The organism is Aquamicrobium terrae, assembly GCF_052978165.1.
Window position 1 is genome coordinate 479,537 of sequence record NZ_JBRKLZ010000002.1, and the last position, 11,904, is coordinate 491,440.

16 protein-coding genes are annotated in these 11,904 nt (G+C 65.6%); 10 read left to right on the forward strand and 6 right to left on the reverse strand.

Features of this window, described 5'->3' with window-relative positions; translation table 11 throughout:
* Positions 1-329 precede the first annotated feature (329 nt).
* From hutW to ACVCNR_RS19515, 5 genes are read left to right on the forward strand one after another with little or no spacing between them, the layout of a single operon-like run.
* The gene (hutW, locus tag ACVCNR_RS19495) at positions 330-1,733 is read left to right on the forward strand and encodes a heme anaerobic degradation radical SAM methyltransferase ChuW/HutW (RefSeq protein ID WP_447076141.1); all 1,404 of its coding nucleotides are present in this window, start codon (positions 330-332) and stop codon (positions 1,731-1,733) included.
* Positions 1,730-2,260 (forward strand): heme utilization cystosolic carrier protein HutX, encoded by a 531-nt coding sequence (hutX, locus tag ACVCNR_RS19500; RefSeq protein WP_354193756.1) that lies wholly within the window; start codon positions 1,730-1,732, stop codon positions 2,258-2,260. Before hutW ends, hutX begins: the two co-directional genes overlap by 4 nt.
* Before the next feature lies 1 nt (position 2,261).
* Positions 2,262-2,954 carry an NAD(P)H-binding protein gene (locus tag ACVCNR_RS19505; protein WP_447076142.1) on the forward strand — a complete coding sequence of 231 codons (693 nt, stop codon included), beginning with the start codon at positions 2,262-2,264 and terminating at the stop codon, positions 2,952-2,954.
* Between the two features lie 28 nt (positions 2,955-2,982).
* A complete protein-coding gene (locus tag ACVCNR_RS19510) occupies positions 2,983-3,336 on the forward strand; it encodes a hypothetical protein (RefSeq protein WP_354193754.1) in 354 nt (117 codons plus the stop codon).
* A 46-nt stretch (positions 3,337-3,382) separates the two neighbouring features.
* Positions 3,383-5,608, forward strand: coding sequence for a TonB-dependent receptor plug domain-containing protein (locus ACVCNR_RS19515; protein ID WP_447076143.1), 2,226 nt, complete (start codon positions 3,383-3,385; stop codon positions 5,606-5,608).
* Between the two features lie 112 nt (positions 5,609-5,720).
* Here the strand turns inward: ACVCNR_RS19515 and ACVCNR_RS19520 are convergent, their stop codons facing one another.
* The 5 genes from ACVCNR_RS19520 to ACVCNR_RS19540 are packed head-to-tail and all read right to left on the reverse strand — an operon-like array spanning position 5,721 to position 7,647.
* Positions 5,721-5,933, reverse strand: a complete 213-nt coding sequence (locus ACVCNR_RS19520; RefSeq protein WP_354193752.1) for a hypervirulence associated TUDOR domain-containing protein — start codon at positions 5,931-5,933, stop codon at positions 5,721-5,723.
* A 40-nt stretch (positions 5,934-5,973) separates the two neighbouring features.
* The gene (locus ACVCNR_RS19525) at positions 5,974-6,447 is read right to left on the reverse strand and encodes a DUF1801 domain-containing protein (protein WP_354193751.1); all 474 of its coding nucleotides are present in this window, start codon (positions 6,445-6,447) and stop codon (positions 5,974-5,976) included.
* Between the two features lie 51 nt (positions 6,448-6,498).
* Entirely contained in the window at positions 6,499-6,864 is a 366-nt protein-coding gene (locus ACVCNR_RS19530) for a DoxX family protein (RefSeq protein WP_354193750.1), read from the reverse strand.
* A gap of 28 nt (positions 6,865-6,892) precedes the next feature.
* Complete coding sequence (locus ACVCNR_RS19535; RefSeq protein WP_354193749.1) at positions 6,893-7,324, reverse strand: SRPBCC family protein; 432 nt, start codon at positions 7,322-7,324, stop codon at positions 6,893-6,895.
* Positions 7,321-7,647: an ArsR/SmtB family transcription factor gene (locus tag ACVCNR_RS19540; protein WP_447076144.1), complete on the reverse strand. Its 327-nt coding sequence runs from the start codon at positions 7,645-7,647 to the stop codon at positions 7,321-7,323. The genes ACVCNR_RS19535 and ACVCNR_RS19540 overlap by 4 nt, the downstream gene beginning before the upstream one ends.
* 192 nt (positions 7,648-7,839) lie before the next feature.
* Between ACVCNR_RS19540 and ACVCNR_RS19545 the strand changes: the two genes are divergently transcribed.
* From ACVCNR_RS19545 to ACVCNR_RS19555, 3 genes are read left to right on the forward strand one after another with little or no spacing between them, the layout of a single operon-like run.
* A complete protein-coding gene (locus ACVCNR_RS19545; RefSeq protein WP_447076145.1) occupies positions 7,840-9,411 on the forward strand; it encodes a VOC family protein in 1,572 nt (523 codons plus the stop codon).
* Positions 9,392-9,709, forward strand: a complete 318-nt coding sequence (locus ACVCNR_RS19550) for a GNAT family N-acetyltransferase (RefSeq protein WP_447076146.1) — start codon at positions 9,392-9,394, stop codon at positions 9,707-9,709. Before ACVCNR_RS19545 ends, ACVCNR_RS19550 begins: the two co-directional genes overlap by 20 nt.
* 39 nt (positions 9,710-9,748) lie before the next feature.
* Entirely contained in the window at positions 9,749-10,387 is a 639-nt protein-coding gene (locus tag ACVCNR_RS19555; RefSeq protein ID WP_447076147.1) for a hydrolase, read from the forward strand.
* A gap of 12 nt (positions 10,388-10,399) precedes the next feature.
* Here the strand turns inward: ACVCNR_RS19555 and ACVCNR_RS19560 are convergent, their stop codons facing one another.
* Positions 10,400-10,843, reverse strand: coding sequence for a DUF1810 domain-containing protein (locus ACVCNR_RS19560; RefSeq protein ID WP_447076148.1), 444 nt, complete (start codon positions 10,841-10,843; stop codon positions 10,400-10,402).
* A gap of 154 nt (positions 10,844-10,997) precedes the next feature.
* On the opposite strand from ACVCNR_RS19560, the gene ACVCNR_RS19565 reads away from it, so the two are divergent.
* Both ACVCNR_RS19565 and ACVCNR_RS19570 read left to right on the forward strand, forming a co-directional pair.
* Positions 10,998-11,348, forward strand: a complete 351-nt coding sequence (locus ACVCNR_RS19565; RefSeq protein WP_447076149.1) for an MbcA/ParS/Xre antitoxin family protein — start codon at positions 10,998-11,000, stop codon at positions 11,346-11,348.
* 6 nt (positions 11,349-11,354) lie between these two features.
* The gene (locus ACVCNR_RS19570; protein WP_447076150.1) at positions 11,355-11,852 is read left to right on the forward strand and encodes an RES family NAD+ phosphorylase; all 498 of its coding nucleotides are present in this window, start codon (positions 11,355-11,357) and stop codon (positions 11,850-11,852) included.
* The last annotated feature ends 52 nt before the right edge of the window (positions 11,853-11,904 follow it).

Genomic DNA, 11,904 nt, shown 5'->3' on the forward strand with positions numbered 1-11,904 from the left:
GTCAAGGGCCTTGTGATGCAGCAACCTCGACCACGGTGCTTCCAAAGCATCGGAGTGTCACCGGATCGACCTTGCAACGCTTTGCCGCGGCTGCATGCCGGGACCGAATGGGATCGATGGACCCGGTGCCGAAGTGCCCGCTGAATTGCTCTTGATTGCAAAGTGGACTTTTCCTCTCCACTATTTGACATAGCGCAAAGACCCTACCCGTTCCAGCGTCTTGATTGGTCGCCGCCACCGCGACCGGGACAACCGGATCGGGAGTGGGGCACGAGTGGGTCTGGCGCAGGGGCCGGCGGCATGCCGGATGGGGTTTTGAGGGGAAGGCAATGACGGCGGAAGGGCTTGTGCCGCATTTTGCCCGGATGGGCGGCGATCCCGTGCGCGATGCGTTCGCCGCGCGCCGGGCGGTGATGCCTTGGCGCAGCCGGCGGCCGCTGGCTGCCGAGGAGGTCGAAACCGCCTGGGCGCGGCTTCTGGCCGACAGCCGCCCCGCCGGCCCCCGCCTCGCCTATGTCCACGTGCCTTTCTGCGCCAACCATTGCCTGTTCTGCGGTTTCTACCGCAACGCCTACACGCCGCAGGCGGCGACCGCCTACACCGATCTGGTTATCGCCGAGATCGAGCGGGAGGCGGACGCTCCCGCCGTCGGGGCGCAGCCGGTCGAGGCGGTCTATCTCGGCGGCGGCACGCCGAGCGCCTTGTCGGCTTCGGAACTGGCGCGCCTCATCGCCGCCATCCGTCGCTGCCTGCCGCTGGCGTCCGATTGCGAGATCACCATCGAGGGCCGGATCATCCATTTCGACGCCGAGAAGGTCGACGCCTGCCTGGAGGCTGGCGCCAACCGCATCTCCATTGGCGTGCAGAGCTTCGACACTGCCGTGCGACGCAGGCAAGGTCGCCGCGCCGGCAAGCAGGAGGCCATCGCCTTCCTCGAGGCACTGCGTGATCGCGACCGTGCCGCCGTCGTCATCGACCTTCTGTTCGGCCTGCCGGGCCAGAGCGAGGCGGTGTGGCGCGAGGACCTGGCTATAGCCGCCGACCTTGCTCCCGACGGGATCGATCTCTACGGCCTCAACCTCATTCCAGGTACCCCTTTGCAGCGCGCCGCCGCGGCCGGAAAATTTCCCGACGCGCCGACGCTGGCCGATCTTGGCGGCATGTACCGCATGGGGTCCGATTTCCTTGCCGAACGGGGCTGGCAGCAGATCAGCAACAGCCACTGGCGGCGCACCGCGCGCGAGCGCAACGTCTACAACCTGCGTATCAAGGAAGGGGTGGAATGCCTCGCCTATGGCTCCGGCGGCGGCGGGTTGCTGGGCGGTTGCAGCTATGCCGTGGCACCCGACCTGCAAAGCTATGCCGATGGCGTGCGCGCCGGCCGCAAGCCGATCGAGGGCATGCGGGTATCGGATACGCTGCAGCCGCTGCGCAACGCCGTCACCGCCGGTATCGAGAAAGGGCTGCTCGACATCGCCGCCCTCGCCCCGCTGGCGCCGGGCGCGGATGTGGCGGGCGCGCTTGCGCCGCTGCTGCGGCAATGGCACGACGCGGGGCTGGTCGAGCTTGACGGCGATGTCATGGCACTCACCACCGCCGGCCGCTTCTGGTACTCCAACCTGGTCTTCGCCTTCGACGCGCTGCTGTGCGCCAGCGCCGCGCCGCGGCCCGGAGACCCCCTTCCCCGCACCGGTCTTCCTTCCAACCAGCACAGGAAAAGAGAGCTTTCATGAGCAAGCAAGCCGCAACCGCCGATCTCGATGCCATCCGCCGCGAACTCGCCGAAAATCCCGGCGGGGTGCTGGAGGCGACCGCTGCCCAGCACGACCTGCCGCTGCAGACGGTGGTGGAATGCCTGCCGCAGGAGATGTGGGCGCGGGTCCCCGGCGATCTGTTCGTCGAGGTGATGGAGGACCTGTCCGCATGGGGCTCGGTCACCGTCATTGCCCATACCAAGGACATTATCCTCGAGGTCGAGGGCCCGGTGCCGCCCGGCAAGCTCGGCCATGGCTTCTACAATCTGCACGGCGACAGCCCCATCGGCGGCCATCTGCGCGCCGGCAACTGCAAGGCGATCCTGTTCCTGCGCCGGCCGTTCATGGGCAAGGAATCGGTCTCGGTGCAGTTCTTCAACGAAGAAGGTGGCTCGATGTTCAAGGTGTTCGTCGGCCGCGACGAGAACCGCGCGCTCAAGCCCGATCAGGTCGAGCGCTTCGAGCAGCTCAAGGCGCGCCTGACGCGGAAGGCGGAAGCCGCCTGACATGGCTGCCTGCACGGTGATCTTCGGCGCTCGACGCGGCGTCGGCCTCCATCTCGCGCGGCTGCTGCGGCAGGCGCGCGTGCCGGTGATCGCCATGTTGCGGCCGGGTACCGACGCCGCCGCGCTGGAGGCGATGGGCGTGGGCATCATCCGCGGTGACGCTTTCGTGCGCGATGATATCGAGGCGACGCTCGATCTTGCCGGTGAAGGCGGGGCCGGCGCAGGCGGCTTCGACGTGGTTTCCACCGTCGGCGGCCGCCATGAAGACGGCCGCTTCGCCGACGAGGACGGCAACATCAATATTGCCGACACCGCGGCGGCGCGCGGTGTCGGGCGCTTCGTGCTCGTCACCTCGATCGGTTGCGGCGGGATGGCGCCTTACCGTTCAGAGCGCGCCATTGCCGCCTTCGGTGCGGCGGTCGACGCCAAGACACGGGCCGAGGACCATGCGCGGCGCGTCCTCCCCTTTGCCACCTTCATCCGGCCGGGCGGCCTGCGCTCCGAGCCGGCCACCGGCCGCGGCATCCTGTCGGAGGATGCGCAGATGCACGGCTTCATCCACCGCGAGGACGTTGCCGACCTCGTCGCCCGCGCGCTGCGCGACCCGGCGACGCAAGGCCGCGCCTTCGCCGCCGTCGATGCCGACCAGGCACATTCCGTCAACGCCATCGAGCCATTTCCCCTAGCCAGATGACGAATTCGAAACGCGAAAGGGACATGACATGAAGCTCGGCTTCCTGATGATCATCCTCACGCTGGTCGACAACGGCCAGCTTTCCGCCGCCTTCGTCAACACCGACACGATGGAAGCGTGCGAGCAGCGCGCCGCCGTGGTCCGAGGCATCCTGGAGAAAGGCGCCTATCCCATCGAGGAGATGGTCTGCCGGGCGGCGGAGGTCGAATTCGAGCCGTTCGTCCACGGCATGGAGGAACCGGCGGACCGCCAAGCCTACCTGATCTCATTCGACGACACGAAGGCAACGGTGGAAAGGGTGGAATCCTGCGAGGCCGCAACTGTGCAAGCCGGCCAGTTCTGTGCCACCTCGACGCAGAAGATCGTCATCGATGGCGAATGACACGCCACGCCACGGCAGAAATTTCCAGTCCGGAGAGTTGGGACCCATGAACGACACGACCATCCCTGTCGGCCGCAAGGCGCGATGCCCCTCAGGCCAGGCAATCCTCAAGGCGGCGGCGCTGGCGCTGCTGATCTCGTCGGCCTCCGCAGCCATCGGAACCGTCCATGCCCATGCCCTCGAAAAGGACGGTGTGACCTGGCTCGACACCATCACCGTGGTCGGCACCCGTACCGAGACCTCGGTGCAGGACAACCCAGCCTCCGTGACGGTGGTGGACCAGGAGGAGATGGAGAAGAAAGCGCCTGAAAGCATCGCCGAGATGCTGCGCGACGTGCCCGGCGTGCAGGTGGTGGATTCCTCCGCCCCCGGCATGAAGCGGCTGTCGATCCGCGGTGAATCCTCGCGCCGCGTCACCATCCTCGTCGACGGGCAGGAGATCACCGACCATTCGACCTACGGCACCCCGATCCTGGTCGATCCCTCGAATGTCGAACGCATCGAGGTGGTGCGTGGCCCATCCTCCGTGCTGCACGGTGCCAAGGCCATAGGCGGCGTCATCAACATCGTCACCAAGCGTGGCGCCGACAAGCCGATCCAGGCCGAGCTTGGCGGCAGCTATTATTCCGGCACCGCCGGCTGGCAGGGCTGGGCGGCGGTCTCCGGCACGATCGACAATTTCGACTACCGCTTCTCGGGAAGCCTCGACGACCATGGCGACCGCCGGGTGCCGGAGGGACGCTATACCTCGACCGGCCGGCTCGATAACACCTCGTTCAACAATGACAACCTGTCGGCGCATCTGGGATATACCTTCGGCGAGGAAGGCAACCACTACATTGCGTTGAAGGCCGAGCAGCACCGGCTGTCGACGGAGAGCTGGATCGACCGCTCGACGCTGGAGTACCCGGTGACGGACTTCAACATCGACCTGCCGCAGCGCGATCTGCGCAAGGTCGGAGTCTATTACGACGGCACCGATATCAATGACGTCGTCCGCAAGGTTCATCTCGACGCCTATTACCAGACGGTCGACCGGGAGTTCAGGAACGAGGTGCTCATGCAGCCCTCGCCCCGTGTATCGGTGGGCGTTGCCTCGACTTCCGATGACCGCATCATCAATTATGGCGGCACGGCCCAGGTGGACCTGCAACTCCACCTCGACCACTACACGATCTTCGGCGTGCAATATCTCACGGACAATCTGCAGGTGGCGAAGACGAGCACGATGACCACGACCCTCCACCTGCCGCCGCCGCCCGTTGCCATGGTTACACCGTCATGGGGTTTCGACGATGCCTCGATCCATACGGTTTCGGGCTTTGCCCAGAACGAGTGGTCCTTCGCCGACGATTTCAAGCTGACCACGGGCGCCCGCTACTATTATTCGAGAACCGTGCATGATTATTCGGAGGTGAATTCGGTGGCCGTGCCGACCCGTCCGAACGGCAGTGATGGCAGGTTCGTCACCTCCGCCGGGCTGACCTACACGGGGATCGAGAACACGACACTGCGCACGCTCTATTCCGAAGGCTATATCACGCCGACGCTGCTTCAGCTTTTCACCGACACCTCGGCCGGCAGCGGCGAAACCACCCATGCGAACGCGAACCTCGCCCCCGAGACCTCGCGCAATGTCGAGATCGGCGCGCGCTATAATGCCGGCGACTTCACCTTCGACGTGGCCGGCTTCTACACCAAGGCCCGCAACTACATCACCAGCGTTCCCTGCACCGCCGGTGCCGGATGCCCGGCCGGTTCACTGGATAATGAAAGAATCTATATCAACGCGGATTCGGCAACCTCTTACGGCATCGAACTGGCCGCCGAATACGCCGTGCCCGGCACCGCCTTCACACCCTACGTTTCCGCTACCTGGATGCGCCGGCAGATGGAACTCACCGGCAGCTTCGGCACGATGTCGACCTACAATACCAACACGCCGGCGCTTTCCGGCCGCTTCGGCGTACGCTGGGAGGGCGAGGTCGCCAATCATGCTACATGGGCCGACCTTTTCGTGCGCGCGGCGACCGGCGTGGAACAGACGAACTGGGTGATACGACGGGCGCCAGGGGTCAGCGGGTTCGTTACCAACTCCCTTCCCGGCTGGGCGACGCTCAACTTCGCCTTCGGCGGTTCGTTTGGCGATGAGGATAAATACAGTTACGCCGTTTCCTTCAACAACATCCTCAACAAGGAATATCGGTCCTCCCTGGAGGAGATACCGGGCGTCGGCCGCAGCATAGAGGCCTCCTTGCGCATGAAGTTCTGAGCGATATTCGTCGGAGGAATGGTTTCTTCCCAAGCGCCGCCGATCATGCTTCGGCCGTGCCTTGGTGTAGGCCCGCCTGCCCATGCGGAAGAAGGCAGCTTACGCGTTTCCATCATTTCGCATGGTCGAGGGTGCTGCCTTTATGCGCGGCGACATGATCGGTCTTGTCGCTCTTGATCTCATATTGAGGATCGTCTTCTGTCGCGTGATGCGTGTGGCCCTTGTAATCGAAGTCGCTGGTGTGGACGGCGATGATGGTTCCCGACACCCGGCCCGCCTCGGAATTCCAGCTCACGTGATCGCCGATCTTGAATCGCCTCGTCATTTCGCAACTCCCTGTTTCGTCTCATCGGCCGGACCGCGTGTCACATCCTTTCGCCGGGCAGCCGGCTCGCCTGCCCGACCCAATCCGCAAACCGGGCCTCGTCGAACTGGTCCTCGTAAATATCGAGGTAGCGCACGTCTTTGTGCTTGGACGCGCCGGGCGGGACCGGATCCAGCGAGGCGCCGCGGAAGAAGGTGACTTTGACGTATCTGGTGAAGCAATGGAAACTGAGGAACCACCCCTCCCCCTCGACGCCGTAGAGTGGCGAGTTCCACTTCACGGCCTTGCTGACACCCGGAACGACGCGCTCGACCACGGCGTCGATGCGGCGCCCGATCTCGCTTTTCCAGCCCGGCATGGCGGCGATATAGGCCTGCACCGGCTCATCGCCATAGCCCTTGGCGATCTGGGGATTGCCGCCGGAAAGCAGTACGGGCTTCGCATCGTCCTGCCCGGCGTCCGTCTTTCGGGCGGTCTTCGGGCGGTCTGTCTTCGGCGTTTTCCTGTCGGCCATGGCGGTCACCTCCGGCACATCGTTCGCGTTTCCGTCAGGTTTGCATTTCCGTCAAAGGGGCCTGAGCGTCAGCCTGCCATAGGCAATGAAGGCGCACAGGGCCGCTACGACCACCCAATAGATAAGCGGACCATAGGTTCCGTCACCGGAAGCGATGTGCAAGGCGCAAAACACCAGCATTTCCGCGGCCACGAAGAGTGCCGCGACCGGCACCAAATAGGCCAGCGGCCTGTGGAAGGCGGGCAGGACGAGACCCAGGCTGCACAGCAGTTCCACCACGCTCATGCCCAGCCAGACGCCCGGCGGAATCGCGCTCAGGGACGGCATCGTCTGCGCGGGGTTGGAAAACTTCCACACCGCGCCGATGGCGGTGTGCACCGCCAGCAGGATTTGCAGGACCCACAAAACAATGTTCATGACCATTTCCCGTTCGTTGCCGGCGCCTTCAGCCCATCCGCGCCAGCACCTGCTCCAGTTTGCCGAAGAATTCCCGCCAGCCGGCATTGGCACCGCCAAAAGCCTGCTTCTGGTCGGGGCGGAAACCCGCCTGCTCCATGCGCAGAAGCGTGCCGGCGGGCGTCGGGGTGAGCGTGAAGGTCACCACGCTCTCAAGGTTGTAGGCGGGGTCGTCATGCGCGAAATTCCATGTGTAGGCGAGTTTCCTGTCGGGTTCGACCACAAGGACCTCGCAATCCAGCACCCCGCCCCACTCGCCGCGCAGGTTGAAACGGTGGCCTACGACGGGGCTGAAATCGTTCGCCATCAGCCACTCCGCCATCAGATGCGGCTGGGTGAGCGCGCGCCAGATTTTTTGCGGCGGGTGAGCGATCTCACGTTCGACGACGACGGAGCGCGTTTCGGCCGATGTGGCGTTCATTGGTCCATCCTGTTCAGCAGGTTTTCAAGATTGTCGAACCGTCCTTCCCAGAAGCCGCTCATCCGGCTCGTCCAGTCGACCAGCGGGGCAAGCGCGGCAAGCTGCGCGCTGTAATGCGTCTGGCGGCCTTCATGGCGGTCGAGCACCAGCCCGGCCTGCTTCAGCACGCCAAGATGCTTGGACACGGCCGGCTGCGAGACCCCCGCCCGCGCCGTCAGCGCCCCCACCGTCTGCTCCCCTTCCAGGCACAGCCGCTCGAAGATGGCCCGCCGCGTCGGATCGGCGAGGGTTCTGAACAGCAGGTCCGCGGGGACGTTCGACATCGATATTCATAACTCTCTGGTTATTGTTTTAATTCATAACCATCCGGATATGAATGAGTCAAGGCCGCAGGTGCGATCGCCGTTCAGGGAACCGCTTGTGCCTGCCGCGATTGAAACTGTAACTTGAGTTCGAGAGCCTCCATAGGCGTTGAAACCGGGTTCCCCTTTCAGGCGGCCTGCTTCAGGAGCGGCATGACGACGAGTTTTTCCAGCGGCATCCACCACCTCACGCTCATCACCCGGCGCGTGCAGGCCAATGTCGATTTCTATGCCGGCTTCCTCGGCCTGCGGCTGGCCAAGCGCACGGGCGGCTATGAGGACGGCGAGCAGCTACATCTGTTCTATGGCGACCGGCTTGGCTCCCCCGGCTCGCTCGTCACCTTCCTGGTCTGGGAGGACGGCGCGTCCGGCCGCGTCGGCAACGGCCAGGTCTCCGAAATCGCCTTCGCCGTGCCGGTATCGGCCATCGGTGAGTGGATGACGCGCGCGCTCGCCCACGGCGTGCCGGTCGAGGGGCCTTCGCGCGAGTTCGGCGAGCCGGTGCTGCGCCTGAAGGACCCCGACGGCATCATCGTCAAGCTGGTGGGAGCGGACCTTCCCGCCGCCCACCCGTGGGGTGATGCGGCGACGGCCGTGCGGCGGCTGCGCGCCGCCACCATTCTGACCGAAACGCCGGACGAGACGGCGGCCTTCGTCACGCGCTTCGGCTACCGGCCGGGTCCGCGCGCCGGGGCCATCCAGCGCATGCTGTCGGACACCGACGCCATCGATATCCGCGACGCATCCGGTTACGTGCCCGGCATTCCCGGAACCGGCACCGCCGACCATGTCGCCTTCCGCGCTGCGGACGTGGCGGCCGTGCGCGCCGCGCAGGAGGCGTTTTCGCGGCTCAACTCGTCACCGACCAGCTTCCACGACCGCAAATATTTCACCTCGCTCTATGTGCGCGAGCCGGGCGGCACGCTGTTCGAGCTGGCCACCGATGGTCCCGGTTTCACCGTGGACGAGGCCGAAGACCGGCTCGGCGAGACGCTGCTGATACCGCCGCATGACCGCGAGCGCGCCGAAGACCTCAAGGTGATGCTGCCACAGTTCGCCATGCCCGGCGCGCCGCGCCTGCCATGGCGCGACCTGCCCTTCGTGCATCGCTTCCACACGCCCGAGGCGCCGGACGGCAGCACCATCGTTCTCTTGCACGGCACTGGCGGCGACGAGGCCGACCTGATGCCGCTGGCGCACCGCGCCGCGCCGCATGCCACGCTTCTGGGAGTGCGCGGCCGTGCCCATGAGGAAGGGGTGGCGCGCTGGTTCCGTCGCCTCACCCCCACCAGCTTCGACCAGGCCGACATCCGCTCGGAGGCGGAAGCCTTCGCCGCCTTCGTCGAAGGCGCGGTGACCGGCTACGGCCTCGATCCGGCGCGCACCAGCTTTCTGGGCCTTTCCAACGGCGCCAACTTCCTGGCCGCCGTGATGGGGTTGCATCCGGGCCTGATCCGCCGGGCCATCCTGCTGCGGGCGATACCGGTTCTGGAGGCGCCGCCGCCGGTCGATCTGGCCGGCGCCGAGGTGCTGTTGGTCACCGGCGCGCGCGATCCCTTCGCCCGCACCGCGCCAGAGCTGGAAGCCTGGCTGCGCCGGGCCGGCGTGGATCTCGATGCGCATCGCATCGAGGCAGGCCACGAGATCACCCCGCAGGACGCGGAACTTGCAGGGCAATGGCTTGCCGAAAAACAGGGAGAGCACGATGGCGGGTATCAGGATTGAGAAGGAAGAGGGCGAGGGGCGGCACGGACGCTATGTCGCCCGCATCGAGGGTGTCGAGGGCGAGGCCGAGATCACCTTCACCAGGCGCGGGCCGGACCGCATCAGCGCCGACCACACCGGCGCGCCCGAAACCATGCGCGGCACCGGCGCTGCCGCCGCGCTGGTTTCCTTCATGGTCGAGGATGCGCGCCGGAACGGCTTCCGTATCATTCCGATATGCCCTTATGTGCGGGCCCAATATGCCAAGCATGCCGAATGGTCGGACGCGTTCACCACCGCGCCCGGCGAAAGCCCCTGAGACGGGACTTAACCCTCAACCGAGGAAGGAGACTTTGCGATGGCCAAGACCCGACCCGAACCGGTCCGCGACCCGAAGACCGACCATTTGCTGACGCCGGAAAACTGCGTGGTGGTGCTGATCGACTACCAGCCCGAGCAATATTCGACGATCACCTCCGGCTCCCATGACGAGATCACCCTGAACGCCGTGGCCGTCTGCAAGCTGGCCGTCGCCTACGACATCCCCGTGGTGCTCTCGACCGTGGGCGTCGACATGGGCGTCAACAAGGGCACGGTCGACGCCATCCGCCAGGTGCTGCCCGATGTGGCGGAGATCGACCGGACCGGCGTCAATTCGTGGGAGGACGAGGATTTCCGCAAGGCGGTGGAGGCGACGGGCCGGCGCAAGGTTGTGATCGGCGGATTGTGGACGGAGGTCTGCCTCGCCTTTCCCGTGCTCGACATGCTGGCCGAGGGCTACGAGGTCTATCCGGTCGCCGACGCGGTGGGCGGCATCTCGCCGGTCAGCCACGAGCGCGCCTTCGACCGCATGATCCAGGCAGGCGCACACCCCGTCACCGCCATCTCCTTCGGCAGCGAACTGATGCGCAACTGGGCAAGGGAAAGCTCGGACAGGTTCCGCAAGGTCCTGCAATGGTATTTCCCGGAGCGCCGGCGCATCCACGCCAAGGGCTGATAGGGCAAAAGCTCAGGCCGGATTGTCGCGGTCGAGGAGCGACAGCGTCGCCTCATCCATCCGGCCCTGCCACCACCGCTCGAGCGCTTCGCTGAAGGGACTTTCCGTCCTGCCCCCGGCAAGGGCGAACAGCGTCATCGACGAGTGGAACTTGAGATCGTCCGGCGCGCCGAAGATCTCGCTCACCGAGCGGCCGCGCGTCGACAGCACGGCGCTGGTGGCGAGGTCAAGCCGTGGCCCCAGCACGGCATGGGCGAGATAGGCGCGGGCCTCGTCCAGCGAGGCGATGCCGTAGAACCGGGCCGTCGACGAGCGGCCGAGCCCGCGAAGCTGCGGAAAGACGAACCACATCCAATGCGTTCGCTTTCGCCCGGCGCGCAGTTCTGCCACCGCCGCGTCAAAGACCGGGGCCTGCGCGGCCACGAACCGCTCCAGTTCGTAGGGGTCGTCCGTCATGGTTTTAGTATCGCCCGTCGCCCCAACAACCGCAAACGCCTGATTCCGCCCGCTTGGCCGGCGGCATTCTTTTCCCATAATCGGATTGGACACCGCAAACTATGACGCTATTTTGCGTCATAATAATTGGCATTCAGCATTGGAGGTCAGATCCATGGGCATCGCCCAATATGCCGAGGGCGGACTCTTTTCGCCGCGCAAGATCGCCGATGCGCTGCGCACGACGAGCGAGGAGATCGCGCGCACCGCCGGGCTCGGCAAGGATGCGATCCAGCGCAAGAACCGCATCCGCTCCGCCAAGACCCAGCGCCGGCTGCGCGAGATGGCGGAGATCGTCAACAAGGTCGAGCCGCGCTTCGGCTCGGCACTGATGGCCTATGCCTGGTATCGCTCCGAGCCCCTGCCCGGCTTTTCCGGCATGACAGCCATGCAACTGGTCCGCGACGGTCGCGCCGAAGAGGTGCTTGACTATATCGACGCGGTCGACGCCGGCGTGCACACCTGACACCGCATGCATTTTCAGGGTCCACTGTATCGGGCGCTCAGCCCGGTCCATGCCCGACAGCCGCTGTTGGGTCGTGGCACGGAGCTTTACGGCGGCCGCTTCAACCGCAAGGGAACGCCGGCGCTCTACACCTCCCTGGCGATCATGACGGCGCTCAGGGAGGCCAATCAGGTCGGCAGCCTGCAACCGACGACGCTGGTGTCCTATGACGCGGACATCGAGCGCGTCTTCGACAGCCGCGACGAGACGGCCCTGCGCGGGCAAGACATGGATGCCGCCGCGCTCGCCGATGCGACCTGGCGCGACCAGATGAAGGCGACCGGGGAAGCCGGAACGCAGACTTTCGCCCGCTGGCTCGCCGCGGCGGGCTATCACGGCCTGCTGGTGCGCAGCTTCGCCCCCGGCGCGAGCACCGACGACCTCAACCTCGTCCTGTGGAAATGGGGCGACGCCGCACCCTGTCGTCTTACTCTGGTCGACGACGAGAACCGGCTGTCGCGGTAGAGCGTTTCCGGTTTTTGCCGGAAACGGCCCCTGCCCCGCCGGTAGGAGCAGG

Excerpts from the sequence above, each read along its gene's own strand:
- ACVCNR_RS19555 (WP_447076147.1), top strand. The coding sequence starts at position 9,749 with ATGGCCAAGACCCGACCCGAACCGGTCCGCGACCCGAAGACCGACCAT.
- ACVCNR_RS19550 (WP_447076146.1), top strand. The coding sequence starts at position 9,392 with ATGGCGGGTATCAGGATTGAGAAGGAAGAGGGCGAGGGGCGGCACGGA.
- ACVCNR_RS19545 (WP_447076145.1), top strand. The coding sequence starts at position 7,840 with ATGACGACGAGTTTTTCCAGCGGCATCCACCACCTCACGCTCATCACC.
- ACVCNR_RS19525 (WP_354193751.1), bottom strand. The coding sequence starts at position 6,447 with ATGGCCGACAGGAAAACGCCGAAGACAGACCGCCCGAAGACCGCCCGA.
- ACVCNR_RS19565 (WP_447076149.1), top strand. The coding sequence starts at position 10,998 with ATGGGCATCGCCCAATATGCCGAGGGCGGACTCTTTTCGCCGCGCAAG.
- ACVCNR_RS19505 (WP_447076142.1), top strand. The coding sequence starts at position 2,262 with ATGGCTGCCTGCACGGTGATCTTCGGCGCTCGACGCGGCGTCGGCCTC.
- ACVCNR_RS19540 (WP_447076144.1), bottom strand. The coding sequence starts at position 7,647 with ATGTCGAACGTCCCCGCGGACCTGCTGTTCAGAACCCTCGCCGATCCG.
- ACVCNR_RS19560 (WP_447076148.1), bottom strand. The coding sequence starts at position 10,843 with ATGACGGACGACCCCTACGAACTGGAGCGGTTCGTGGCCGCGCAGGCC.
- ACVCNR_RS19530 (WP_354193750.1), bottom strand. The coding sequence starts at position 6,864 with ATGAACATTGTTTTGTGGGTCCTGCAAATCCTGCTGGCGGTGCACACC.
- ACVCNR_RS19520 (WP_354193752.1), bottom strand. The coding sequence starts at position 5,933 with ATGACGAGGCGATTCAAGATCGGCGATCACGTGAGCTGGAATTCCGAG.
- ACVCNR_RS19535 (WP_354193749.1), bottom strand. The coding sequence starts at position 7,324 with ATGAACGCCACATCGGCCGAAACGCGCTCCGTCGTCGTCGAACGTGAG.
- ACVCNR_RS19510 (WP_354193754.1), top strand. The coding sequence starts at position 2,983 with ATGAAGCTCGGCTTCCTGATGATCATCCTCACGCTGGTCGACAACGGC.
- hutW (WP_447076141.1), top strand. The coding sequence starts at position 330 with ATGACGGCGGAAGGGCTTGTGCCGCATTTTGCCCGGATGGGCGGCGAT.
- ACVCNR_RS19515 (WP_447076143.1), top strand. The coding sequence starts at position 3,383 with ATGAACGACACGACCATCCCTGTCGGCCGCAAGGCGCGATGCCCCTCA.
- ACVCNR_RS19570 (WP_447076150.1), top strand. The coding sequence starts at position 11,355 with ATGCATTTTCAGGGTCCACTGTATCGGGCGCTCAGCCCGGTCCATGCC.
- hutX (WP_354193756.1), top strand. The coding sequence starts at position 1,730 with ATGAGCAAGCAAGCCGCAACCGCCGATCTCGATGCCATCCGCCGCGAA.